The sequence below is a fragment of the Bacillus sp. T33-2 genome (genome assembly GCF_002860205.1).
Classification (GTDB): domain Bacteria; phylum Bacillota; class Bacilli; order Bacillales; family Cytobacillaceae; genus T33-2.
Genome location: NZ_PGVB01000022.1, coordinates 67,101 through 93,344 on the forward strand (window position 1 = coordinate 67,101; position 26,244 = coordinate 93,344).

Sequence of the window (26,244 nt, forward strand, 5' to 3'; positions counted from 1 at the left end):
ATTGGAATTAAATTTTCCGAGAGGAGTCGCAAAAGTATGGAATTTTTTGAAAGATTCGCCATACCTCACCCAAGCCCTGCGATTTACGCATCAATGGTGGCTATTGGTCTTACGATGATCGCGATCATCGCAGGATTGACCTATTTTAAAAAATGGGGTTATTTATGGCGTGAATGGTTAACAACAGTGGACCATAAACGTATCGGTATTATGTATCTGCTTTCCGCATTACTGATGCTATTCCGCGGTGGTGTCGACGCGATTATGCTGCGCGCCCAGCTTGCCGCCCCTGATAACAAACTGCTGGATGCACAGCACTATAATGAGATTTTCTCAACTCACGGCGTTGTCATGATCCTGTTTATGGCCATGCCATTCATCATGGCCTTCATGAATATGGTCATACCTTTACAAATCGGTGCCCGTGACGTTGCGTTCCCGCGGTTGAATGCATTAAGTTTCTGGCTGTTCTTCTTTGGCGCTATGCTATTTAACATTTCTTTCGTCATTGGAGGCTCCCCTGATGCTGGCTGGACTTCCTATTTCCCGCTTGCAGATAATGAATTCAGCCATTCTGTAGGAACGAATTACTACATGATTGCGATTCAAATTGCCGGTATTGGTACATTAATGACCGGCATCAACTTTACGACTACCATCCTTAAAATGAGGGCACCTGGCATGACTCTGATGAAAATGCCAATGTTTACATGGTCATCCCTTGTTGCGAACATTATCATCGTTTTTGCTTTCCCTGTATTGACAGTGGCACTGGCGATGGGTACGATGGACCGTCTGTTCGGCACTAACTTCTTCTCAATGGACAATGGCGGCATGGACATGCTTTGGGCGAACTTGTTCTGGGTTTGGGGACATCCAGAAGTTTATATCTTAATTCTGCCGGCATTCGGTATTTACAGCGAGGTTATTTCAACCTTTGCACGCCGCAATCTTTATGGTTATAAATCTATGGTTTTTTCCATGGTTATCATTGCAGCCTATTCATTCTTGGTATGGGCGCACCATTTCTTTACAATGGGACAGGGACCGCTGACCAACAGCATCTTCTCGATCACGACTATGGCGATCGCCGTTCCGACCGGAGTGAAAATTTTCAACTGGCTGTTTACGCTTTGGAAAGGGAAAATTGAATTTACGACTCCAATGCTTTACGCAATCCATTTCATCCCGCTATTCACAATCGGCGGTGTTACCGGGGTCATGCTTGCCATGTCAGCGGCTGACTATCAGTACCATAATACAATGTTCCTTGTAGCTCACTTCCATAATGTAATCATTCCAGGTGTAGTGTATGCCATGCTAGCCGGCCTCACTTACTACTGGCCAAAAATGTTCGGCTTTATGTTGAATGAGAAAATCGGAAAATGGACAGTCTGGCTGCTTTCGATTGGCTTTGTCCTCGCCTTTATGCCAATGTACATTACCGGCCTGGATGGCCAGGCACGCCGTATGTACACATATTCCGAATCAACTGGATTTGGGCCATTGAACATGGTATCATTCATCGGTGCCGCTATTATGGCAGTTGGTTTTGCATTGATCGTCTATAATGTTTACTACAGCTTCCGTTATGCGTCCCGAGACATCAGTTCCGACCCTTGGGATGCCCGCACTCTTGAGTGGGCTACACATACCCCGGTGCCTGAATATAACTTTGCCGTATTGCCGCAGGTGCATTCAAATGAAGCATTTTGGGATGACAAGAAGAAAGGCCATGTGTTATTTAAAGACCAATATGAAAAAATTCATATGCCAAATAACAGCGGATTACCGTTTATCATGGGCTGCATTTTCTTTGTATGGGGCTTTTCATTCGTATTCGGCCTGTGGATTCCGTTGATTCTAACAACTATCGGCATATTTGCTTGTATGGCCCACCGGTCTTTCGAAAAAGATCACGGCCATTACATTTCTGTTGAAGAAATTGAAGAAACTGAAACAAAATTGCGAGGTGCTAAATAATGAAAATAGATAGCTCGCTCCCGCTTGAATATGGTACTGAAGAAAATCGCTTAAAAATCCTGGGTTTCTGGATTTTCCTTGGTGCTGAAATCATGCTTTTCGGAACACTGTTCGCTGCCTATTTCACATTGGTTGACCGTACGGCTGGCGGGCCTACTGGAGCAGAAATCTTTGAGATCACTCCAGTGCTGATTGAAACCCTTGTACTTCTTACGAGCAGTTTTACCATTGGCCTTGGCATCCATGCAATGCGCCTGGGTAGGCAAAAAGCGATGATGGCCTTCTTCGGCATCACGCTCCTTCTCGGCCTTGGGTTCTTAAGCGTTGAGATTTACGAGTTCGTTCACTACGTCCATATTGGAGCAGGGCTTCAGACGAGTGCGTTTACTTCTATCCTGTTAACAACACTTGGGACACACGGAGCGCACGTTACACTTGGACTTTTCTGGGGACTATTCATCATCCTGCAAGTGAAAAAACGCGGATTGACTCCAGAGACAGCCAATAAATCATTCATTTTCTCGCTTTACTGGCACTTCCTGGATGTTGTCTGGATCTTCATCTTCAGCTTCATCTACCTGAAAGGAATGATGTAACATGAAAGAACTATTCCCTGCAAAACAAGTGATGGGGTTTGTGTTTTCTTTAGTGATGACGGCCGCTGCCCTGCTGGTTTACTTCATGGACATGTCATTTGCGTCCGGGATGACTGTCCTGCTTGTAACAGCATTCATACAAGCCGGCCTTCAGCTGGTTGTATTCATGCACGCTGGCGAAACGAAGGATAAAGGCGCCATCTATACGAGCGTTTACTATGGAGTATTCGTCGCGTTAGTAACCATATTCGGTACATTGCTAGCAATGGTCTGGGATATGTAATAAACCTAAAAGGAGTGCCTATGACGGCACTCCTTATTTTTGTTTCAATGGAGTAACTTTCACTCCTTTATATCTTTTTTCAAGCATTTCTTCCGACGCTGCAAAAAACATGCCTATCAGAAAAATAAAAACAGCCCCCATAATCGTTCCAATGCCAATGCCTGTAGGAGCACTGTATTCGCTTACAAAATAACCGAATAAAAAAATGGCAATTCCAAGAATCAAAACAATGCTGCCAACCACCTTTACCGCATTCACGAATTTCCCATGTGACGACGCCATTTCAAAATCAGCCCCTTTTTAATTGTATTTATCCTGTTCACAAAATTGTCAAACTTTTATGTTTATGTTTATTTTACCAAAAACAAATCAGAATTTACACATAATATTCACAAAAAGTTCACAAAATTTATAATTTAATGAAGTTCATTGGTGTTTTTGCTTGACTTATTTTGTGTATTTTACCGAACAAAAATTCCGCAAACATTCCACTTTATACAGCCAAAAAATTTATAAAAAAGGAGCTGCCAAAGCAACCCCTTGTCAAATCTTTTGCTGGAACTGGACGCTGTGCAGCTGGGCAAAAATTCCATCTTTTTTAAGCAATTCATCATGGCTGCCCTCTTCTGCGATTCCGTCCTCGGTAACGACGACGATCCTGTCGGCATTCCGTATTGTGGCCAGCCTATGAGCGATAATCAATGTTGTCCTGTCTTTCGATAGCTCTGCGAGCGCATTCTGGATGATGACCTCTGTTTCTGTATCAAGAGCGGATGTTGCTTCGTCCAAAATAAGAATCGGCGGGTTTTTCAAAAACATTCTCGCTATCGCAATCCGCTGCTTTTGCCCTCCAGACAGCTTCAGCCCCCTCTCGCCAATCTGCGTTTCATAGCCTTCAGGAAGTGAATCAATAAAAGCCTCCAGGTGCGCCCGGTGTGCGGCCTCGTAGATTTCTTCGTCGCTCGCATCCAATTTTCCATATGCCATGTTTTCTTTTATTGTGCCAGTGAACAAAAAAACATCCTGCTGCACGATACCTATTTGGGAGCGCAACGATTCCTTTGTCATGTCGCGGATATCGATTCCGTCAATTGTTATCCTGCCGGCGTCAACGTCATAAAAACGCGGGATCAGTGAGCAAATTGTGGTTTTCCCCGCTCCCGACGGGCCAACAAAAGCCACAGTGTCTCCTGCATCAATGCGCAAATCGATCCCTTCCAGGACAGGCTTATTTGCATCATAGCTGAAAGTGACATCTTCAAATAAAATATCACCGCGGAGGAATGGAACTTGAATCGCATCCTCTGAGTCTTGTAAATCAGGCTCGGAATCTATCAGCTCGATAAACCTTCTAAATCCTGCCATCCCTTTTGGATACAGCTCCAGCAGGGCACTGATTTTGTCAATCGGTTTGAAAAGGACATTGACGTAGAGCACAAAGCCGACCAGTTCCCCATATGACAGCTCGCCTTTATAGCTCAGCCATGCGCCGACGACGAGGACAACCAGCACCATCAGCCTTGTCATCATAAAAATACCCGAGGAGCTGAACGACATAATCTTATATGCTGCCAGTTTCGCAAGCCGGAATTTTTGATTGTTCACATTAAATCTTTCAATCTCAAACTTTTCGTTTGTGAACGACTGGACTACCCGAATGCCGGAAACACTGTCTTCAACCCTGGCGTTCACATCAGCGATATCACTGTACATTTCTTTCCAGGCACCATTCATTTTGATATTGCAGTATGTAATGAGCCAGATGAGAAACGGTACAATCAGGATCGTGACAATTGCGAGCTTCACATTAACCGTCAGCATGATCCAGAAGGCGCCGACAAACGTCATTATGGCGATGAACATGTCCTCCGGGCCATGGTGGGCCAGCTCTCCGATATCAAACAAGTCATTTGTTATCCGGCTCATGATATGGCCAGTTTTGGTATTGTCGAAGAAACGGAACGATTGGCGCTGGACGTGGGTGAACAACTGTCGGCGCATGTCCGTTTCAATGTTGATGCCAAGCATATGCCCCCAATAGTTGACTACATATTGCAGGAATGTGCTGAGCAGGTACAGGCAAAGCAGGCCGGCACTGACAGACAAAATTGCCTCCCAGTTTTCACTTGGCAAAAGCGAATCTATGAACCACTGGACAGCCAGCGGAAACGCCAGCTCAAGCACTGCCACAACAATGGCGCTGCTAAAATCAAGCATGAACAGTTTTTTATGCGGAACATAATACGAAAGAAACCTGCGAATCATAGGTGTTTCCCCTTTTCTATAAAACTTTGTTTCATGAGAACTTGCTGAACTTTGAGCTGCTCATTCCAGTGTAATTAATCTCCAAAAGAATAAGTGAAATAATCCAAATGCAAAATTGAATAAGGCTGCAATCTTGACCATCACCATAGTTTCCCCTCCCAATGAATCATTATAGTGGTTATTGCTCTAATCGTTTTTCATTCGCGACGAATTCACTTACACTAATGATCTTTAAAATCAGGTTCGAATGCCTTCGCCAGCATTAAAGTTTTTGGTGCATCTAATTATTTGATCCTCTGACTGCCCGGTTTTAATATGCTTGAATTTTATGTAAGGGTTACAGAATAATTTGTTTCCCCTAAGAACCTCGTCCAATCCATCCAATTCACCAGTAATATAATGTATCAAAAGCTTCTTCAGAGAGGGTTTGTTATGTTAGCAAAGAAAATAATAACCACAGGTTTTGACTTCATAGGCACTCCATATGTTTTTAATGCCCGTCCTTATCAAACAGAAAATTTTGATTGCAGTTCATTTGTTCAGTATATATTTTATGTCCATGGAATCAATCTCCCCAGAAATTCCCGCCAGCAATTTCAAGCAGGCAAACTTGTTCCTTTTAAAAAAATGAAAAAAGGCGACTTGCTTTTCTTCACGACGAGTAAACGAAATGATAAAGAAGGGATTGATAAAGTCGGGCATGTGGCGTTGTATATTGGCAACAATAAAATTCTTCATACGTACCGCCAAGGAAAAAAGGTTACCGTTTCAGATTTAGAACCATACTGGAATACGAAATTTATTGGTGCAAAGAGAGTTTTATGAAAAAGTGTAAGTAATATATTACTAATGTACCGGAAACTCTCTCATAAATACAATCAGTAAATTTCCATTTAATTCCTTTTTTGTCAGCGCGGTGTGGTTAGAAACCCCTCCGATGAAACTGATTCTTATCTTGGAGGTTTTCTCCTTTAAACAATCATCTCTCTACTGTCCACATATTTATTTAATAAGTTGATCATAAAATAAATATCTTTTCATATATTTATTAGTAATGTGCCTTGCAGCAGTATTTGGAACAGCTTCGGAAAAACAATTATACCACCACCAGGCCACAGGCAAGGGACTGAGGATACGGGGTGAAGAAAATATGGCAATAAGGCCACCGTTGTTGAAAAGAGGAGACACGATTGGATTAGTTACACCCGGCAGCCCTCTTGATGCAAATATTATTAATGCCAGAGCACAAACATTGAGAGATCTGGGCTTTAATGTAATTTTCGGAAGGCACGTTTATTCATATGAAGGCATCGTAGCTGCACCGGCCGAGCAAAGAGCCGAAGATGTAATGAACATGTTCAGGGATCCGAGAGTCAAAATGATAATGCCAACGCGAGGAGGGACAGGGGTTCAGACCATTCTTCCGTATCTGGATTATCAAGTTATTAGAGAGAACCCTAAAATTGTATCTGGTTATAGTGACATAACAGTACTGCTGAATAGCTTGTATCAATTCAGTAATTTAATGACGTTCCATAGCCTGATGCTTATTGATTTCAGGCCAGAGACACCTGCTTATAATTTTAATCAATTCTTTGAGGCAACCTCGACATTGGTTTCTCCCAGAACAATCCAAAATCCACCGGATATGCCTCTGAGGAGTTTAGTACCAGGAAGTGTGACTGGCCCAATAGCGGGTGGCAATATGACTTCATTAGTCAATACTCTTGGCACTCCATATGAGATTGATACAAAAGGAAAAATACTCTTTTTAGAAGAAATCCATACACCTTCTACAACGATTTTTCGGTATTTAACGCAACTGTTGATGTCCGGTAAATTCCAGGATTGCCTTGGAATTATCATGGGACAATGTACGGATTGCCTTGTTTCTTATCGGACAACGTACCAAGACTTAATTGATCAGTTGTTAATCCCGTTAGGAAAACCTCTGATGGTCAACCTTGCTACAGGCCATGGTTTGTATAAAGCTGCTATCCCAATAGGTGCCACTGTAAATCTCAATACTACAGAAAACACATTGACTGTGTTATAACAAAGTGTTTCTTTTGGATATGTAATACTTTATTTACATCTATTTGCCAATCTGTTCTTATAACCATGAAAATTGGCAATTCCAGAGCCGACAGTAGCAATGCTATTTAATGAACGAACATCGGCGATATACAACTTGTCTCTAGATTGAAAATCAATCCTATTTTTGTCTGATGCCCATTGATAATTTGGTGTTATATTTGATGATACTTTGATATGTTTATCTTGATGGATGTTGTAAAGCCAAAGCTCGCCTTCATACAGGGGAATGTCAGCTTTTTTTCTCCTTTAAAGATAGGCAACCCAGCTCACATCAAATGACCACTTTGGATATCCAGCAGAATCTCCCTTCGAGATTCTTTTCTCGCTCTCTCCGATTTTCATCCATAAAGTATCGTTTTTGACGTATGCTTCCTTTAAGATTACTGTTGATTCTCCTGACGCCAATGAGAATGACGTAAGCAAGAACATGCAAACAGCCAAACAACAGAAAATTTGTTTCATCTAACGAACTTCCCTTCATTTTCTCATACGAATACCGTCCGTTATTATTCCCCATATATTCAACTGTTTTCATTTAGGATCAAGATTACAAATCGAAAAACTCCATATGTTTCTTTTCATGTTTATAATATTCTAATCTATCTTGCAATGTACCTGTATGAAATTCAAACTTATGCCCGTCAGGATCTGTAAAATATACAGATTTTTTATCTTTTTCATCTCTTTCACGGCCTGGAAGGATGTTCACATTCAATTCCTTTAGCTTCTTGTACATACAATCAAAGTCTGCTTCGTCTATTGAAAAAGCGATGTGGGTGTACGATTGGCTAATTTCCGCACGAGGGATGTCCTCTTCCACATTCAGGGCAAGCCACATCCCATTCAAATCAAAATACGCCGTGCTCCTTCCCTTAACCAGCAGCTTCGCATCAAAAACATTTTGATAGAATTCTATAGAACTCTCCAAATTTGAAACTGAAAATAAAAAATGATTCAAACCCTTTATTTTCATCATATCACCTCAAAATAGAATCATAATATTTTCATTATACAGCGGATCTTCCCCCCGAACGCAAACTGCACCATTGATCCGGCGAATAAAAGATCAATGATGCATGTGGTTCAATAGTTATTGCACGATAATTTTTAATTGCATATTCCAACTTCAAGCAGTGTTCTGTTCAAGAAAAAAGAGATGTTTTAGCTTTTTCCGTGCCCTGTAAAATCTTGTTTTCACTGTACAGGGCTTCACGTTAAGATGGCGGGCTATTTCCGCTTCTGTTAAGCCATGCCTTATTTTTAACATCAGCACATCCTGCTGCTCGAGCGTCAGTCTTTTTATGACAGTATTGATTTGCCCCATTAAATAACCTGTTTCGACCTCCTCTTCTACGTCTTGCGTCATTTGGATGCCTAAACATTCAATCATGGCAGCCTCCATCGGTATCCCTTTCTTTTTCTTTTCCCTCCGGATAAAATCGATCGCGGTCCTGGCAGCGATGGATGACAGCCAGGCGCCCACTTTGCTTTCATCTTCTATCGTATCCGCTTTTTTAAAAGCTTTTATAAAAGTTTCGTGCACGACATCTTCTGCCTGATGTTTATCCCTTGTGATCGAATAGCCTATGCAAAATAGACGTTTATAATATAGGGAATACAACTCTGAAAAATCGATTGTCCTCTCCATGTTTCTCTCTCCCTTTGTATTCTCGAATATCTTTCTATCAGGATCTACTCATCCTCTGCCTGCAATACAATAGAAACTTTAAATAAATCACCATCCGCTTCAATGTCCAGGCTGCCATCGTGAAGGTCAACAATGGATTTCGCAATTGCAAGTCCCAGCCCTGATCCTTCCGTATGGCGTGATTCATCCCCTCGTTTGAACCGTTCAAACAATTCACCAAGGTTTTCACTGAGTTCATATTTCGAAACATTCTTGAAAGTGATCAATGCCTGGTCGTCTAATGTTTTTACGGAAATATAGACGCGTGAATTCTCCAGCGAATATTTAAGAATATTGCCGATCAGGTTATCAAAGACCCGCCAAAGTTTTTGTCCATCGACAATTGCGTACACTGGCTTTTCCGGATTGGCTACCCGGAAATGAAGGGTTGAGGTGCTTATGGTATTATCATGTTCGGCTAGTGCCTGTTGCAAAAGCTGGACTAAATCAATTTTTTCTTTTGCCATCTGAATGTTGCCGCTCGCCATTTTTGATACTTCAAACAAGTCTTCAATGAGCATTTTTAACCGCTTCGATTTCCTGTCAATGATTTCAAGATAGGCTTTGCGGTCGTCTTCTGATAAATCAATTGTCTTTAAAAGTTCAGTGTAAGTGATAATGGATGTCAATGGTGTCCGCAGGTCGTGGCTTACATTTGTGATCAGCTCTGTTTTTAGGCGTTCGCTCTTTGCCTGCTCCTTTTGCGACACTTTCATCCCTTGCTTCAATACATTTATTTTGCCTGCGTGCTTTGCGAGCACGGACTTCCCTGTCACCGGCAAGTCGGGCCCCAGATTTCCCGCAGCCAGTTCATCCGTTTTCTGCATGATCCGGTTAAAATAACTTACTTGTTTTACCATGAAGACTGCCAACGGGATGCCCAAAAGCGCCAGCAGCACGATGAACAGGAAAAGAAATATAGGATCCAGCATGATCATGGCAGCCGTCAGGCCCAGACCAAACACTAATGCAAAAACGGCGATTAACTGTGTTCCAACACTTAGGTTGAAGAACGATTCCTTCACACTCTGCCATGCTTTATTCCACAGCCCTTTTTGCCATTGTGATTTAATGTTCCGCCAGCTTTTAAATTCCGGGGCAAGCAATCTGCCTTGTAACAGCGCAAGTCCGCAAAAAATCGACGAAATGGCAAGAACGATAAACATTACCGTACCGAAAACGACTGGATTATTATTAATTGAATGAAACCGGACTGTGACCATCATCAAACATGCCACTGCGCCAATGCTTATTAATAGGAAAAGAACCAATCTTGAATCAAATGGTAGCCTGTTGTAATAAGGCCGGACATTTTCAATAACAGCCGGGACAGCCTTGCTCTTTTTCATGAGAAAATAGAACAAAATAAGGGCGCCAGCACTTGCAACGGTATAGGCGAGCAAAATCAGTTGCTCCTGTTTATAGTTTTGGTGCGCGTCAGTGATCCAGCTCGGTTGAGGCATTGATTTTGCGACCCCAATCCGTCCTTCAAACGTCCCTTTTATTTCTGAGACTAATGCGTCCTTGATTTCTTCACTTCCAACAAAGCCATAGCCATTATTCATTAAAAAGTCTGTCGGTATTGAAAAGTGTTGATAAAAGAGCATGTTTTTCCCGTTAATAAAGGTGCCAGCTGAATCATCTTTTGATCTATCAACATTCGTATACACTTTACCTGTTGCACTGTTTTTAAAATGATATTGAAATGAGTCTTTGTACCGTAAAAACTCCGGGCGGTAGTTTTCCCTCTCCCTGTAATAATCTTCTATTCTCTGTTCCTTTTCTTTGATCACCTTCGGCCGGACATGCTCGTCATTTTTGAAATTATTGGTAATATCCTCTATCTTCGCATCGCGTTCCTGTGTAAAGGCATCGGCAGCCTCTTGATTATCTGTTGCCTTAGCCTGCTGGATTTGGGGTTCATATTGATTTTTAATATTAGTAATTTGTGTATTTAAATCCCCATAACGAAACCGATGCTCATTAATATCTTCTTCGGTAACAGTAATGGCCCTTTTTGCTTCCTCCAGCGTTAAATCGTTAAGCTCGAACATGCCTACATAATGAGCGAATTGTTCTATCTCACTTTGAAATGCTGGAGTATGAAAATAATCGCGATGGACATAATCGCTCCCAAAAGCAAACAAAGTCAAGATCCCGCTGATGCCAAACGTGAACATGGCAGCCCATAACCAAGCTATGAAGCTATTTTTCCATCTTGTATCCAATTCCCCATACCACCTTCAGATACCTCGGATTTTTCGGGTCAATCTCAATTTTTTCACGGATTTTCCTGATGTGGACCGCTACTGTATTTTCCGCGTTGTAGCATGGTTCCTTCCATACCCGTTCATAGATTTCATTGATGGAGAACACCCGCCCGGCATTTGTCATAAGCAGTTCAACAATCTTGTATTCGATCGGAGTAAGCTTTACTGCTTCCCCATGGACCCTAACCTCTTTCGCTGACTGGTCCAATGTAAGGCCATTGAGGTCAATCATCTTTTTTATACCTTCATATGTACCTAAAGCCACGTACCTTCTCAGTTGGGACTTCACGCGGGCTACAAGCTCCATCGGATTAAACGGCTTTGTGACATAGTCATCCGCCCCAACCTGGAGGCCCAAAATCTTATCTGTATCCTCGCTTTTAGCACTTAAAATGATGATCGGAATATTTTGCTTCTCCCGGATTTTGAATGTGGCAGAGATTCCGTCAAGCCGGGGCATCATGATATCTAAAATGATTAGGTGGACTGGGTGTTCATTTAAAACTTCCAAGGCCTCAATCCCATCCTTCGCTTTTAGGACGGTGACCCCTTCATTTTTCAAGTATATTTCAATAGCATCCCTGATTTCTTCTTCATCATCGACGACCAGTACAAAATAATTGTCCATGTTTCAGCCTTCTTTCAAGCAGCATTTACCAATAACTAAATAATAAACTGTAAATCTTAATATCAAGTCAGAGAAATTCTTAAGAATTTCTTAAGTTCGCATTGTAATTTTAACCGCTATAAATTGCTCGATATATAAAAACTGCAAAGTTAGTAAACATAGTGTCATGATGAAAAGCATGATAAATCGTTTGCGCAAACATAGAAAACATCGCAGAACTCGGTTTCCGCCAATTTTCCTAGTGTTAGAGGAAATAAAGTTGCTGATCTATCAGTTTTGTTCATTTCTTCATTAAGCCTATCGAAGAAATTAATACGATGATCCCGTTAACAATATAAACACCCGAAAAAATTACAGCCATAATGCCAGCACCCCACCCACTTTCATCAAAGATTAGAACAAAAAATAAAGTTCCAAAAAAGATCAGTGGAGTGATGAGCAAAAAGACAATGCCCGCCCCTAAACGTCTTTTCAAATTTCCTTGTGAGTATTTAAAAGTAAAGTAATTAATTACAGTGAAAACAGCAATACCTAATACAATCGTTAATAGTAATCCCATCTCATCAGACACAAGCCGCACCCCAGAATATTTCATTATCTTCGGTAATGACGAAGTAAACAGTGATGTGTTGACACGTCACTTACTACAGATCCAGTAAACTAATAAATGTAAACAACACCATTATTAGTGTAATTTTACACTTTTATTTCCGTGATTTCAATAACAAAAGGATTGATACTGTAACCCCAAGAAAGTTTCTCTCTCACAAGTCCGCTGATTTTAAATCATGATGACATATGATTGCACAAAAGATCACTCTTTTTTTCAATAAAGAATTTTTACTATGAAAGTAATGGGAATGGACACAACGCTGATAGAGGATAACGGGGGGATGTTGCTGGTGACTGGTCAAAGTCTGTGCAGCGAATAAGAAGAAGGTTAAACTGTATATTTCTTTCCTGCTTCGTGAATGTTAACCTCTGATGACTATTTTTGTATGGAGGTTTCTTTATGGACGGAATGAGAGTAAGATTTGAAATTAAAAATTTATACTTGAGAGTCGGCAATGTCACCCGTGACAATGAAAGCTATGTATTGCTAAGAGCATTTGACGATACCGATAATGAAATCGTTCTAGAATTGACCCATGAACAGGCAGGGTTTCTGGAAGATCAGTTTTATGCAGCGAACCGCAGATGGGAACAACGGATTTCTTCGCCGGTGACAGTACCTGCGCAACCGAATGTCTATAGCTATCAAAATGAATACGGCAGTAATCAATATCCTCCTGTAAATCAATATAGTGCACGACCTGTCCAAAATGCATCGATGCCCAATCAAAACCCATTTATACTGTGACGTCATGATTATGGGTGCAAGCTTTTTCATACAGGCTAGATCCTCTACCATTGCTCGCCAAAACACTGGAACATATCTGAATCATTGCAAAACAAAAAGAGCTGGAATGGAAGTGAACTGCACCTGCAAATTTTAGACTGTGTCTAAAATCTGGGGTGCAGTTCAAAAGCAGCTCTTTTTTATGTGTCGGATGATTATCTTCTTATTCCAAAGTGGCGGAGTGCTTGTTTTAGGTCGCTGAATGTTTCTAGATGGCTGAGATCAAATCCCAAATTTATGGCTGTTTGGGCTACTTCCGGCCTGACTCCGGCTATTATAGAGTTTATTCCCAGTAAACGGATTACATCTGTTAACTGATATAGCTTGTGGGCAACTGATGTGTCTATATTGTTCATACCGGATACATCTATTACAAGATGTGCTATATTCTTTTCAGCACATTTTCCCGGAATGGTTTCAAATATAGATTCCGCACGTGCCTCATCAATAAGGCCAATCAGAGGTAAAACTGCAACATCGTCCATAACTGGGATTATTGGACTGTTTATTTCATCAATGAGTTCCTGCTGCACAAGCAGCTTCTTCCTGGTTGCTAAGTAATAGCTCCTTGAAAATTGATTTGTTAATGTGTCCAAGGTTGTATGATAGACAGAACTCCACCTCAGAATATCCTGTTTGTGAATCTCTTCATGTTTTAATATGTATTCTTCGACAAAGTTCCAAATGACCCTTCTTGTCCTGCTGAGCGCTTCCAAAACTTCAAAGATGGGGGTGTCAAATTCCACTCTGCTTTTGACCACCACTTCTGTCCACTGCTCCATTTTCCGATTGAAAACTTCTTTATTTTCCAAAAAACCGCAGGCAATTGTATCAATAGTGTACATATGCTGCTCTTTCAATCTTTTCTGAACTGAAGCATCCGCATCTTTGGAATAGATGGAACCCTGTTTATACTCCCTTTCATTAAACCAGCGTTCACTGATGGTGTCTGAATTCTTTATAATAAAATTGTACAGCGCTTTATCTTTATCACTCATTGTTTTACCCCCGACAAACGTTTAATCATACCCATTATATCTTTTTATTTCACTGAAAATAAAGGAATGACCCTTCATTTGCCAAAAGAAAAGGAGCCGCGACAGCAGCTCCCTCTTGTCGTTGATATTCCTGTTCTCTATGTAGGGCTAATCGAGATCACTCATATTCTCCCTGCCCTATAACGACCCTTCTATTGTTAATTTGCCGGCGTAGTTTGGATTGCTTACAGTAATCGTTTCAATATTTTTTGTTACTTTTGTGGTGTATGTATAGTCCCCATAACAATACGGATAGCGAAAGTTCTGTTTGTCTCCACCACAATTGTAGGTGTTCGGTTTTTTTTGTACTTGCATCATAGAGAAATTTTTGGCGATCTCCTCTGTATGTTTCCCTCCGTTTGCCGCTACATAATCGATATAGCCTATTCCCATGTTATAAGCTTGGATAATCGTTTGGAAATCAACTTTTTTCTGCTGGCCATAAGTGACTGTACGCTGAAAATGTTTAACACCTTGTTTGATGCTTTGCTCTGGGTCATTGATGGTGTTGGGAGGCAACCCGGCAGATTCTGAAGCTTGCATTGGATCTCCGCCCTTCCCCTTACTTTCCTGCTGCATAATTGCAGATAGCACCACCGTATATTCTTCAAGATTGACCAATTTCAATTCTCTTTGGAGCAGAGGTGTATATTTTTGGACGTCACCAGCCAAAACGTGTTCAACAGGTGAAAATGCTTTTTCCTGATCTTGAATAAATAATTGTATTGATTTATCAATTATGATAAAGGCGAACAGGACTGAGAATACTACCAGGACAATATTAAAATTTCGTTGAATTTTCTTCTTCTGTTTAGGACTCTTCGGTGTGCGTTTCATATGCTCTCTCCAATAATCTTCTCTGTATCACATTATAATAGATTCATTGTGTACAAAGATATTAAAAATACTTAATTGAAAAGTTTTGGCGAATAATATAAACGTCATAAATAACAGAACATCTGGATTAATGATTCAACTTATATAAAGATTAAGTTGAAGGAGTTGGTCATTATGGATTCTCGGTCTGCTGTCCTTTATTGGAGATGTTCTAGCGGCATGGGCAATGGCCTGGGGTTTTGTCCATGTTAAATTTGAAAACAACTAGTTTTCTTCTTCATTCGGGATAATCATTTTTTGGTTAGTCTTTTTTTGTTAGCAAGCTGCCAGGATATTCAAGTATGAAAACAACTCGGTATATGTTTTCATCCGGACTAATGCAAGCTACGTTAGTTTAACAAGAAAAGCCGCTGGAATCGGTGATGCCCCCTAATTAAATAGGTTCGCAATAATGATGAAAATAATAGTTGAAAAAAAGAAACCAATAAAGAAATAACCAAAATACCTTAATGTTTTAGGCAATGATTTCAGATCTACATCAGTCGGGTAACCCTCAATGGTTCGCATATGTTCCATGGCATCGTTAATGGATTTTTTATCGGCCTCGCATAACCCTCCTCAATCTCCAAATCCACCTTCATCCATATTATACCATTCAACAGAATGATCAGAATAGCATTTGTATCTGGAATACCGCTTTGTGTTGAGATTTTTTGCAATTTTAAAAAAGTGAATGAATATCTTTTTATATCATGTTAGATTCGAACTGTACAAAAATTAATACAGAAAGGAAAAAGATAATATGAACATTAAAGTCGAAACTGTTCCAAAATATCGTATTGGGTATGTGCGGCAAGTCGGTCCATATGGTCCTGTCAACATCCAAGCAATGGAAAGGTTAAAAACATGGGCTAAGGAGAACAATCTACTTGATGAATCGGCAATAATGCTCGGAATCCCGCAAGATAACCCGAAAACGACAATTCCTGAAAACTGCAGATATGATGCTTGCATTGTAATTCCAGACGATTGCCAAATTGATAGTTCAATTAGCGAAGCTGAACTACCAGCTGGAGATTATCTTATTTTCAAAGTAAAACATACAGCGGAAGATATTCAAAAAGCATGGGCTGAAATTTTACCAGCAATACAAAACCGCGGATACCAAATTGACGATAAACCAATAATTGAGAGATATAGTAGCGAGATGATTTACAACCATTTTTGTGAAATATGTGTACCTGTAAAACCATTATAGATTTGATTTGTTTACCAACGAAAGCCGGGGTAGTTTTTCGTCCCCGGCGATTTAACATTATAGTGGCAGTAATGTTTGTTTCTTCTCTGTATTCGTGATCCAATAAGTACACTGGAGGGTTATCGCCCTCATTTATATTGATGGCATAAGGTTTTCCAATGCCGATTTCTACTCCAATACAAATATCACCCTTTTCTAATACTGCACATCCTGGAACCGCTAAAGTACATTCCTCGATTATATTTGCAGATTAAACTGTTCTTCAACTTCGGCCTCAACAGGAACAATTAAAGTGCTGGAACAGATAGGCATGTTCAGGATTAATGATGTAAGCCAGGGAGGAATAATATCACCCAAATTCGATTTGGTTTCATGTATTTCCCTTTCAGTAGCAACCCTTGTTGTGATTCCACATCTGTTAATCATTTCTTTAGCTGCTGCATATAACGTAGTGTTCACCTATATCTCCCCCGCAAGTTTCATGAAATTCTGCGCCAGCAGGCAGCTTTACTGGATACACTTGTTTGCTTGCCCTTTGGCTCAGTTTCCCTTTAACTCACTCAGTCAGTCAGTCAGTCTGGTTTCTATTACTCAGTTACACTATAACTTAATAGAATCATCAAGCTCTGAAACCGAATGTGGATCGAAAAAAAGCCAATCAGTAAATTTGGCGTAATCTATATTAAAGTAGCTTTTTGTGAACCGCATGAATTCTTGTGTCGTCACTTTTTTGTAAGAATACGTTTGATAATAGTCAGATAAGAACTGTAAAGCCACCATGTCCGCGCCACACGGTTTGATTGCTTCCCATAACAATATAGCTGGCTTGGCCTGTACATGCCCTACTATCCCTCCTAATGAACCTAAGTAATTTTCAATCGGAAGATTTGACTTAAAAGCATTTTCTCTTGGCTCAATAAACTCGTAATATTCACTTGCAAAAGCAAAGCTTTCCTGTTCACTTTTCTGTTTTTCGGAGAGAAAGAACAGTGAAGTGCTTAATTCTGACAATCCGTCATTTAGCCAGGCATCTGTATGCCGGTCAATGTTGACAGGCCCATAAAACCATTGTTGGGCTATTTCGTGTACTAAAGCATGCTCTAAGCTTTCCTCCACGGAGATATACTGGTTTTCTACAGGTTTGTTACTTCCGGGTAAAACAATTACACCGGGATAGTTCCCTGTTTGGCTATCAGTTATAACCAAATCAAGCTGCTTATAAGGATATTTCCCTATATTATTTTCAAAAAATGCGAGCGCTTCTGACGCTGTCTGAATCATTCCATCAATCTTCTCATGATGTTGCGGCATGGCAAAGGCACGAAGCTGGATATCATTGACCTTCGTTTCTTTCATGGCGTGTCCATCGAGAAGCATGATAAACATTTCCTTCAGCTGTGTACCTGATACACTGCCTTTGCTTTTTGCACCGGGTGGATCGGAATCGGAAGAAGAAACAAGCTGGAGGTTTTTAGATAAGTCATAGCTTAATTCAATGGGTGAATGATCCACCGTATATGAATCTTTTTCCTTGATATATGGATTAAAGATCCATTCATTTTGGAAATTTGGAAGCATGGGATGCCATTGGAGTAAATTATAATTCCCATTTTCACGCAATAAATAAGGAATAGAAAACGTGTAGTGTATATCCGCAGTGGCTGATTGCCCGGTTTGGATTGCATTTTGAAGAGTCAATATGAGAGACTGTCCGGTAAGTTCATACTGTACAGGATTGCCGTTAACTTTAACTTCTTGAAGATTTATTTCTCCACCACGCGTGTTTTTGAGGCATTCATCCACTGCCCACGAAAGCACTTTCCTGTAACATTTCTCTTGGGACATTTTAAGCATCTGGTTCGGGTGGAAAAAAAACATGATTTGCATCCAGTTCTTATCAGAAGTATTTTTAATCTGTATAGAAGCATCTGCCTCAAATTGATTATCCCCAGTCATTTTCAGCTGCAGCTTGTATTCTGCATTACTCCCAGTTTTCATTTCCTCTGGTTTAAAACCTGCTTCAAGGCCTGGTGTCCGTAGTGGCGGTTCAGCTGTCGCGGTGGATTCTTCTGCTTCTGTTGCCGTTTCAGGGTTTGTAATCTTTTCTGAAAGCTGCGGTCGTTCATTTTCCCCCTCTGTAACGGCAATTAGAACAGCTGCGAAGATCCCGGTCACAAGAAGGAAAAAAGCCGCTAGAAGATATCTGTTCCAAGATCTTCTTTTTGTGGGCGTATTCCTTATTTTTATCGTTTCTTTTCGTTCTGGAGTTGGGTTAAGTGCACTCAGGTCTTGATTAACCAAATCAAATTTCCCCATAGATATCCCCCTTCTACAGATTACTAGCCGCCATATTTATTTAGTGTAAGGCTGCCAATGTCTTCATAACCCTCTACTAATTTTCAGCTCCACTGCTGATCAAGTCTATTTTCTATTCGAGTCTGGATAGCAACAGAAAGCGAAAGAACCGTTAGAATGCAATAAAATCCGCATTAACATGAATATTTTACCATTTATAAGGTATAAACAATTAAGATTTCACAATATTCATATAAATAAGGCCGATTCAAACCTATAAATATTTGACCGTCTAAGTCCTCAGCCTAAATATCAATTCCAACTACACTATGGTCTTTTTCATCACTAACTATAATCACTCTTTCTGGAAAATACACTAAAAAACTGGTTCAAACCTTACTCATTTCATTTAAAAAACATTTGAATCCATTCTTATAATACTTGTTTCTCCATTGTCTTCAGGTGCAGGGATGAGTTATTGCTTGGTTTTCAACAACATCTTAGCACCAGTGATCAGGAATCCTGACATGAGGTGGCAATTTAGTGCTTACATCGCCCTCAGCCGAGTTCACTTGCGCCTGGGTTAGAAAGATACTACCTGTGAGATTGGCACCACTTAAATCAGCGTCCCTGAAATCGGCACCAATAACATCAGCATGTCTGATGTCAGCTTCTCTTAGGTCCGCTGCTATAAGCAATGTTCCCCTAAAGTCAGCTCCCCTAAGGTCGGCTCCTCTTAAATTTGCCCCTATAAGATCACTTCTCTTGCTTATTTTATTGCGATGATTTTTGTTTTTCTTAGGCGGTACATGTGCGCGTACTAGCTCGCTTGTGCGCATTAGTAATTCATTAACTACCACTCTGTGGGCTGGAACATTTAAGCTGATGATGGATTTTGGACTAAGATTAGTCAGAAATACTGTCTCTTCTATTACGGCCTTTAAATCACTGTAAACTGGTTGAGTTTCTTCTAAACCAATCGCTTCATTTAAGTAATAGAGCATTTCATGAAGCTGCTGCATGATCGGAAATACATCAAACATTTCCTTCGCTAACGATGGGTTATCCCGCCAATCAATTCCATCATAGGTAACTTGCGATACCTTTTGGCCTGCACCAAAACATTCATATACAGCACAGCCACGGAAACCTTTGTTTCTGAGATCATGATGAATACCACAACGATAATCTGGTTGCAGGTTTTGGCAAGGAATACCTCCATCTTTATCAAACGCAAAGTCCGCAGATTTTGCATATGGCAACGACACACAGCACAGGCCAAAACAATTTTCACAGTCTGCACTTAAATCATTTCGACTTTTATCGGTATTTATTAGTTGATTAGGCAATACTTACACTTCCTTTAATAATGCAAGATGAATAAAAATGTTTCTTCTCACATTATAGTAGCATTAGACAATTTGCTCAGACAAAGTGTCCTGCCCTTCTACATGCATGAACCGTTGTAATACTATGAAATTAAATCACTGAGCCGGATTCTCCAAATCATATGGTCATACCCCAAGCCCCAATAGTCCTGCAATAAATAATCTGGTTCTCCAAATTTCTTTTTCCAGATTTTTTGGGCGCTTCTATATCCACTATCCAAACAAAATTCACCTATGCCCCGTTTATGCAAAGAACGATAAATTGTGTTCAATAGCAAATTGCCAACCCCTTGCCTTTGGTAATCTGGATGGACAAAAACCGTACCTACCTCAACAAGGGCTGCTAGAGCATTATTTGTGCAATGGCTGATGAGGTTGCTGGCCGGACCGTATTCGATTGAACCAATGATTTTATCACTATCCAAAGCAATTAAAAAATAACGGTCTTCCCCTTTACTTTGAAAGTCACGTTCTAGGTATATATGCTTCTCTTTGATTTCCTCTTCTATATCATCCAGCTTATCACCTATGCCTTCTTTAGCAAAGATGTCAGTGATCACATTCCTGAAAAAGGTGTGTAACTCTTCAACGTCCTCAATGCTTGGTCTTCTGACCTCAACTTTTGGCACCTGGAGCACCTCCAAACTTTTCACAGAACATATTATTTATATATCATTCCCGGTTAAAATAGGCGTCACATTTGGAGCTCTATCTTCAAATAGAAATGACAGTAAAGCATAGCAGTGCTGACACAAAGCTGGCCTATCCTGCAAGCTTGGATGCTTCGATCAGCTGTTTCTTTACTGAAAATAACCACTCTTGTTCCAGCTTTAAAAACCCTAATCCGTCATTTGCATCTCCAATTTCCTTTTGTGCCGTTTTGACTATATTTCAGTGCTTCTTTGTAGTTATAGGAGTTGCGATAACAACCCCTTGTGGTTCACATATTATTAGCTGTCCATCCTCGTTTGATAAATCCGACAGGGTATTTCTTCCATCACTTCATAAGTAATTCGCCGATTTGCCCGAAGGTTTGCATATCATGGGCAGTGATTTTTTCGGGGGAGAGTGCATATAAAGTGTCGCCGATGTACAGAAGGCGGTTTATGCTGCTTTCCCATTCGTCGTATGCAGCAGTATTTTTACCATGCGATATTTTCGACTTCAAGTTAAACCCGCTTTCAAGGTCGATGTTATAAATGTACGCACCCTGAAATGCAAAGGTTTGTTCGAATTCATTGTTCTGCTGGTTATGATAAACGGTAACCGGAAAGGCGAACAGGTTTTTATTTTTATTGAAAAGCAGGGCTTTATGATCTTGGTTCAAAGGAGAATAAGTCCCTCTTCCGCCGATGATTTCAGTGAATTTCTCTTTGGGATTCGACATGTCGCTGACATCAAACATGGAGATTTTCACACCGTCCGTCAAGATTCGCGTCCCTGAGCCGAATCCTTTGTCTGCAATCACTTTAGTGTCCTGGCCAAATCCAATTATATGGTTTTCGTCATACGGGTGAAGGTAATTGCTGAAGCCGGGAATTTTCAATTCGCCCAGAACCTTTGGTCTTGCTGGCTCGCTCGCATTGATGACAAACAACGGATCCGTTTCTTTAAACGTTACCATATATATGCGGTCGCCCATGAATCGGGCAGAATATATCCGTTCTCCCCGCGCCAGTTCCTCCAGCTGTCCCACCGGCTTTAAGTTTCCGTCAAGAATATATAGCTGGTTGGACGACGGCCTGCTCTCATCCCATGCATAGCCCTTCGTCGTCACAAGCCGGAAATGCCCTTCGTGTTCATCCATGGAAAACTGGTTCAGTACTGTACCCTGTACCTCTGCTGAACTGTGAAACTTCACGTTCATTCCATCGACGGAAAATTTATAGATATTCGTGTCCGGGGCCACCATGCTGCTCATGTCCCGGTTTGGCTGCGGGAAATGATTTGTGACTGCAAGATACAAATTGTCCTCCGACATATACATTTGGTCTCCGCCACCAAGATAAGTTGTTATATTGGCCTTCTTCTTTGGTTCGTCGAGATTAAAAGCGGCAATCATGATATAATTTGCCTGGCGGGAATCAGGGATGTACTGGATTTTCCTATATTCGACGGTCTTGATTCCGGTACCATCAGCAGTGTCAGAATATTTAGGGCGGATGTCGATATCTTCATCCTGTTCCAAAAGCCAATAATCCGGATACTGGTTGGAGACCAGATAGACGGCGCCTCCAATCTTTCGTGCAGAAAGATATGACCCTTCCAAATCAATTTCCCTGATCTGCGCCGGTTTTTCAGGATTTTTCACATCATATACAATGGCCTTTGTGGATTGATGCATTGGAGCGATCTTCATAGAGTCATCGACCATTTGGTCAATGGGCTTATTTAACTCTTTATAGCTCTGGCCAATAACCAGCAGTTTATCGTCATGTAAAAACAGTTGTGAGGGATTGAAGAATTGGTCGTAAGGGATTTGGGACAAATGCTTCATGTCGCCCGCTGGAAGCGCTTGGATGATATCAATTTTATTGTTCACAGCCTGGAAAATATGTTTGCCGTCGGTTTTGACCATATCTGCTTCGTCCACTCCCTGGACCTGTACATTTGTCTGGGACACATCGTTATTTGCAACAGAGTCGGATTTGGCAGATTCTGAGCTGAACATCGCCCCACTTGATACCTTTGCATCCTCACGGCTGGCAAAAAAGCCGGTGTCCTGCTTCTTCTGTTCTTTTATCATTGTCAGGAAATAGTCGTTTAAATTGCTTTTCGAGCCTATCGAAGGCAAAGTATCCTCCACTACAAAGGGCACACGTTTAGAGGAAATCAAGCCCCTTCCAAGCACCGATTTGATGCCTTTTTTAATATGGAGCAAATAAATTTTTGAATTCGATTCGTAACCTTCTTTTGGAGGGCTGATGTAAATAGTCTTTTTGTCATCACTTAGTGTTAATTCGCTGCTCTGCTTTACCCCTTCCTCATTGGTCACATAAACAAGGCTGGGCTTGATGCTTTTTTCATCAATTTTCTCTGTAAAAGTTACCCTCCATACTTTATTGGGTAAAACAATTTGTTTTTCATCATCGTCCCATGCATTCACAATCTTAAGCTGCGTCAGAGAATAGAAAATGATTACTGCTGCAAATAAAAGCAATAGTCCGGTGACGGTTACAATTTTTTTCATCCCAATCCCTCCTACTCCATTAGACGCATTATTTTCTCTAACGTTTCGGGGGGTTAGGCAACTTTTTAAAAAAGGAGCAGCCTTCACTTTGAAGATTGCTCCCTAAATCGTTATTTAATCCATTCCAATATTTCGATCCGGTTGCCAAACGGGTCGTTTACGTAGAATCGTTCTGCCCCAGGCAAATTATTGTCTTCGATGATTTCAATATTGTTTTCTTTTAGATGTTTCATTAATGCTTTAATATTTTCGACCTCGAACGCAGGATGGGCTTTCCTTGCCTGTATGAACGGTTCTTCAATTCCGATATGTATCTGCACTTTGCCTATACCGAACCACACCCCACCCCGTTTTTTTAATTCCTCGGGCTTCTCTATTTCTGCGAAACCTAGTGTATTGCCAAAAAACTCCCTCGCCATGTCTTCAGAACCCTTCGGAGCCGCTAATTGAATATGGTCGATCGCTTTGAAAGAAAACTCCATAAGTTTTACCCCCAGTTACCTTTTTCTTAATTGTAGCGTTACAATCCGCATTAGAAAATTATGAAAATATTAATAAATATAATAAGAATCTCTTATGAAACATTTATTTTCAAGGATACGTGATTATCTGGAATCAATATTTATACTGGGAAATGAAATGGTAAACATTGTGCCCTTGCCGAGCTCGCTTTCTACTATTATCTTTCCTTTCATTGATTGAACAAGCTGATAGGAAATGGTGAGGCCGACACCGGTGCCTTTTTCTTTTGTGGTGTAAAAAGGTGTTCCAAGGTTTTTTAGCTGGTTTTTTGTCATTCCCTTGCCACTGTCTATGATGTCGATGTTGACCAATCCTTCTTTTTCAAAGACATTCACGCAAAGCAATCCACCTGTATCCATCGCTTCGATGCCATTTTTTATGATGTTGACCAACACCTGCTTTATTTCATCTTGATTCCCTTTGATATACAGCGAATCGGCTATGGCAGTTTTTATTTTTATATTTTGTATATTGGAATAAGATGTCATCAATTCAACAGTCTTCCTCACTTCAGTTGATATATCCACACATGTCAGTTCTTCATTTTGCGGTTTTGCCAGTGACAAATAGTCATTAATGATAGATTGAGCGTGATCCAGCTCATTTAACGCGATGTGTATATAATCTCTGTGGGAACTATTCAGTTTGGTGTCACTTGTCATTAACTGTAAAAATCCTCGGACTGTGGTCATTGGATTTCTTACTTCATGGGCTACGGAAGCCGCCAGTTGGCTGATAACGTTTAATTTTTCCGCTCTTTGCAGCTCCTTTCGTATTGCCACCTGCTGATTGATATTTTCAATCAAAAACACCACTGTCAACAGGCATATCCAAGTGATTGTATAAAAAATGATTGCAAATAGAATTTGGTTGTTGTGGTCAGTTACAATAAGGGCAGCCAGTTTCGTCACGAGAATTACCCCCAACAATAGAGTGACCACGCCTGCTTTCTTTGTCAATCCGAATTTTTCACATCGCCGGACAAAATAAAGCAGGACGATGGTTGCAACTGAATAATTGACCAGACTGACGTAAAAACCTTCTCCGCCGATAAAATACCGGTAAGCAAACATAGTACCAATTGTGATGAATCCCGGGACTGTTCCTCCGTATATAAAAGAAATGCTAACAGGAATGATCCTGAAGTCATACCTGTACCCATCAGAAAATTCAACAGGGAATGACATTGTAATTAATAACATAACCAGGACGAAAATTGTCAGGCTCAGTTTTGACTTCTTTCGCAAGCTGTTATACTCGTTTACGAACAAGTGGTATATAAGCATTGGAAGAATTGGAAACAACACAATTAATATTTGGTATAAGACATGCTTTGAATCAATAAACATCAATAAATCCCCCGCACCATAGTTGAAACTTCATATCTTTATTTTCGATAAAATTACGTAATCCCCTCCTGTTATTCGACCAATTTCGGAAAAAGCTATCATCATAATCCATAATCATATGGTAAGCTGGAAAATAGTAACACAAACTAATATGTTGTTAGTTAATTGTTTGGAAGGATACAAAAGGCAATTGAATTTACATAAACCCCTGCCGAATGGATAATTATCCGGTCTCAAGTATGTTGGACACTGTATGGAGCATATGATTTGATATTATTAGGAAAAAACCAGGGACTTATCACCTGTTAAAAATACATAATTTATACTTCATGAGAGAAGGAACAGCAGAAATGAATATTCGCACCAAATTATTTATTTTATTGGGAACATTAATTTGTTCTTTGATCTTCCTGGGCACATTTTCAATTCTGGAGTTAACATCAACTGATGCACAAAATGCAGAACTGAATGATGACATCCAGGCGGAGAGCCATTTGAAGCACGTACAATACCGTCTTGCCGGAATCTCAAATGACGAGAGGGCATTTCTTATCCAAGGTGACCCAGACTTTCCCGCACAAATGCAGGAAAAGGCTGATGATACTTTAAAATCTATACAGTATGTAAAAGAGCATGCGTTAAGCCCAGAGGAAAAGAAAAGAATCGCAGAAATAGAAGAAGCTTTTAATACATATTGGGATGTCAGCAAGAAAGTAGTCGAAGCATATGATAGCGACAAAGAGCTTGCCCACTCCCTGCATTTTGGACAAGAACGGGAAATTCGGAAACAGCTGCTTGATCCTAAGATTAATGAATATATCGAAAGTCTTGGAAAAGAAGCACAGGCAGATAAGGAAAGAATGGCAGAAAACCGGTCACAATTTATCATTCTATCAATATCGTTAACGGCTGCCATGTCGATTCTTGGTATCGTCTTTGGCTTGATCATCATCTATTCCATCGTTAAACCTTTAAAACAATTGATTCACCAAATGAAAGAAATCTCTGAAGGTGAAGCAGACCTCACAAAACAAATCATCGTTAAAAACAAGGATGAACTAGGAGAAGTTTCGCAGTCATTTAATCATTTCATACAATCTATAAGAGAAATAATCGCGAATATAAAATCTTCTTCTGAACAAGTAGCTGCATCATCTGAA

24 protein-coding genes and 1 pseudogene are annotated in these 26,244 nt (G+C 40.4%); 8 read left to right on the forward strand and 17 right to left on the reverse strand.

What is annotated here, in order from left to right:
• The first annotated feature begins 36 nt into the window (after nt 1–36).
• The 3 genes from qoxB to qoxD are packed head-to-tail and all read left to right on the forward strand — an operon-like array spanning nt 37 to nt 2,862.
• On the forward strand, nt 37–1,983 hold the full coding sequence (qoxB, locus tag CVD19_RS15595; protein ID WP_101583029.1) for a cytochrome aa3 quinol oxidase subunit I: 1,947 nt from the start codon (nt 37–39) through the stop codon (nt 1,981–1,983).
• Complete coding sequence (qoxC, locus tag CVD19_RS15600) at nt 1,983–2,579, forward strand: cytochrome aa3 quinol oxidase subunit III (RefSeq protein ID WP_101583032.1); 597 nt, start codon at nt 1,983–1,985, stop codon at nt 2,577–2,579. The genes qoxB and qoxC overlap by 1 nt, the downstream gene beginning before the upstream one ends.
• A 1-nt stretch (nt 2,580) precedes the next feature.
• Nucleotides 2,581–2,862 (forward strand): cytochrome aa3 quinol oxidase subunit IV, encoded by a 282-nt coding sequence (gene qoxD / locus CVD19_RS15605; protein WP_101583033.1) that lies wholly within the window; start codon nt 2,581–2,583, stop codon nt 2,860–2,862.
• A 33-nt stretch (nt 2,863–2,895) separates the two neighbouring features.
• Here qoxD and CVD19_RS15610 read toward each other — a convergent pair whose 3' ends face one another.
• Together CVD19_RS15610 and CVD19_RS15615 are read right to left on the reverse strand one after the other, a co-directional pair.
• Nucleotides 2,896–3,144 (reverse strand): hypothetical protein, encoded by a 249-nt coding sequence (locus CVD19_RS15610; protein ID WP_101583036.1) that lies wholly within the window; start codon nt 3,142–3,144, stop codon nt 2,896–2,898.
• A 261-nt stretch (nt 3,145–3,405) separates the two neighbouring features.
• A complete protein-coding gene (locus CVD19_RS15615; RefSeq protein ID WP_101583038.1) occupies nt 3,406–5,127 on the reverse strand; it encodes an ABC transporter ATP-binding protein in 1,722 nt (573 codons plus the stop codon).
• A 432-nt stretch (nt 5,128–5,559) separates the two neighbouring features.
• Here CVD19_RS15615 and CVD19_RS15620 point away from each other — a divergent pair, with 432 nt between their 5' ends.
• Nucleotides 5,560–5,952, forward strand: coding sequence for a C40 family peptidase (locus tag CVD19_RS15620; RefSeq protein WP_180953653.1), 393 nt, complete (start codon nt 5,560–5,562; stop codon nt 5,950–5,952).
• 325 nt (nt 5,953–6,277) lie between these two features.
• Nucleotides 6,278–7,183, forward strand: coding sequence for a S66 peptidase family protein (locus CVD19_RS15625; RefSeq protein WP_101583043.1), 906 nt, complete (start codon nt 6,278–6,280; stop codon nt 7,181–7,183).
• Nucleotides 7,184–7,470: 287 nt separating this feature from the next.
• Here CVD19_RS15625 and CVD19_RS15630 read toward each other — a convergent pair whose 3' ends face one another.
• From CVD19_RS15630 to CVD19_RS15655, 6 genes are all read right to left on the reverse strand, one after another.
• Nucleotides 7,471–7,686 carry a hypothetical protein gene (locus tag CVD19_RS15630; protein WP_101583045.1) on the reverse strand — a complete coding sequence of 72 codons (216 nt, stop codon included), beginning with the start codon at nt 7,684–7,686 and terminating at the stop codon, nt 7,471–7,473.
• Between the two features lie 85 nt (nt 7,687–7,771).
• Nucleotides 7,772–8,197, reverse strand: coding sequence for a FosM family fosfomycin resistance protein (gene fosM / locus CVD19_RS15635; RefSeq protein WP_101583047.1), 426 nt, complete (start codon nt 8,195–8,197; stop codon nt 7,772–7,774).
• 153 nt (nt 8,198–8,350) lie between these two features.
• On the reverse strand, nt 8,351–8,872 hold the full coding sequence (locus CVD19_RS15640) for an RNA polymerase sigma factor (protein WP_257985160.1): 522 nt from the start codon (nt 8,870–8,872) through the stop codon (nt 8,351–8,353).
• Between the two features lie 44 nt (nt 8,873–8,916).
• Complete coding sequence (locus CVD19_RS15645) at nt 8,917–11,139, reverse strand: HAMP domain-containing sensor histidine kinase (protein ID WP_308314877.1); 2,223 nt, start codon at nt 11,137–11,139, stop codon at nt 8,917–8,919.
• Nucleotides 11,117–11,809, reverse strand: coding sequence for a response regulator transcription factor (locus tag CVD19_RS15650; RefSeq protein ID WP_101583049.1), 693 nt, complete (start codon nt 11,807–11,809; stop codon nt 11,117–11,119). The genes CVD19_RS15645 and CVD19_RS15650 overlap by 23 nt, the downstream gene beginning before the upstream one ends.
• Nucleotides 11,810–12,089: 280 nt before the next feature.
• Nucleotides 12,090–12,380, reverse strand: a complete 291-nt coding sequence (locus CVD19_RS15655) for a hypothetical protein (RefSeq protein WP_101583052.1) — start codon at nt 12,378–12,380, stop codon at nt 12,090–12,092.
• A gap of 441 nt (nt 12,381–12,821) precedes the next feature.
• On the opposite strand from CVD19_RS15655, the gene CVD19_RS15660 reads away from it, so the two are divergent.
• Complete coding sequence (locus CVD19_RS15660) at nt 12,822–13,169, forward strand: hypothetical protein (RefSeq protein ID WP_101583057.1); 348 nt, start codon at nt 12,822–12,824, stop codon at nt 13,167–13,169.
• A gap of 194 nt (nt 13,170–13,363) precedes the next feature.
• On the opposite strand, the gene CVD19_RS15665 is transcribed toward CVD19_RS15660, so the two are convergent.
• Nucleotides 13,364–14,206, reverse strand: coding sequence for an STAS domain-containing protein (locus CVD19_RS15665; protein WP_101583060.1), 843 nt, complete (start codon nt 14,204–14,206; stop codon nt 13,364–13,366).
• A gap of 177 nt (nt 14,207–14,383) precedes the next feature.
• Nucleotides 14,384–15,082 (reverse strand): lysozyme family protein, encoded by a 699-nt coding sequence (locus CVD19_RS15670; protein ID WP_101583063.1) that lies wholly within the window; start codon nt 15,080–15,082, stop codon nt 14,384–14,386.
• An 802-nt stretch (nt 15,083–15,884) separates the two neighbouring features.
• On the opposite strand from CVD19_RS15670, the gene CVD19_RS15680 reads away from it, so the two are divergent.
• Complete coding sequence (locus CVD19_RS15680; protein WP_101583068.1) at nt 15,885–16,340, forward strand: AraC family transcriptional regulator; 456 nt, start codon at nt 15,885–15,887, stop codon at nt 16,338–16,340.
• A 237-nt stretch (nt 16,341–16,577) separates the two neighbouring features.
• Here CVD19_RS15680 and CVD19_RS15685 read toward each other — a convergent pair whose 3' ends face one another.
• The 7 genes from CVD19_RS15685 to CVD19_RS15715 all read right to left on the reverse strand — a co-directional run bounded on the left by CVD19_RS15685 (nt 16,578) and on the right by CVD19_RS15715 (nt 25,084).
• The gene (locus CVD19_RS15685; protein ID WP_101583071.1) at nt 16,578–16,799 is read right to left on the reverse strand and encodes a hypothetical protein; all 222 of its coding nucleotides are present in this window, start codon (nt 16,797–16,799) and stop codon (nt 16,578–16,580) included.
• A gap of 141 nt (nt 16,800–16,940) precedes the next feature.
• Entirely contained in the window at nt 16,941–18,656 is a 1,716-nt protein-coding gene (locus CVD19_RS15690; RefSeq protein ID WP_101583074.1) for a hypothetical protein, read from the reverse strand.
• Between the two features lie 479 nt (nt 18,657–19,135).
• Nucleotides 19,136–19,984 (reverse strand): pentapeptide repeat-containing protein, encoded by an 849-nt coding sequence (locus CVD19_RS15695; RefSeq protein ID WP_101583077.1) that lies wholly within the window; start codon nt 19,982–19,984, stop codon nt 19,136–19,138.
• Between the two features lie 122 nt (nt 19,985–20,106).
• Nucleotides 20,107–20,652, reverse strand: coding sequence for a GNAT family N-acetyltransferase (locus CVD19_RS15700; RefSeq protein ID WP_101583079.1), 546 nt, complete (start codon nt 20,650–20,652; stop codon nt 20,107–20,109).
• A gap of 368 nt (nt 20,653–21,020) precedes the next feature.
• Nucleotides 21,021–23,213, reverse strand: a complete 2,193-nt coding sequence (locus CVD19_RS15705) for a beta-propeller domain-containing protein (protein ID WP_101583082.1) — start codon at nt 23,211–23,213, stop codon at nt 21,021–21,023.
• Nucleotides 23,214–23,323: 110 nt separating this feature from the next.
• Nucleotides 23,324–23,695: a VOC family protein gene (locus CVD19_RS15710; RefSeq protein WP_101583084.1), complete on the reverse strand. Its 372-nt coding sequence runs from the start codon at nt 23,693–23,695 to the stop codon at nt 23,324–23,326.
• Nucleotides 23,696–23,818: 123 nt separating this feature from the next.
• A complete protein-coding gene (locus CVD19_RS15715; RefSeq protein WP_101583086.1) occupies nt 23,819–25,084 on the reverse strand; it encodes an ATP-binding protein in 1,266 nt (421 codons plus the stop codon).
• Nucleotides 25,085–25,434: 350 nt separating this feature from the next.
• On the opposite strand from CVD19_RS15715, the pseudogene CVD19_RS25920 reads away from it, so the two are divergent.
• Nucleotides 25,435–26,181: pseudogene (locus CVD19_RS25920) on the forward strand (HAMP domain-containing protein); the annotation flags it as partial.
• Between the last annotated feature and the right edge of the window lie 63 nt (nt 26,182–26,244).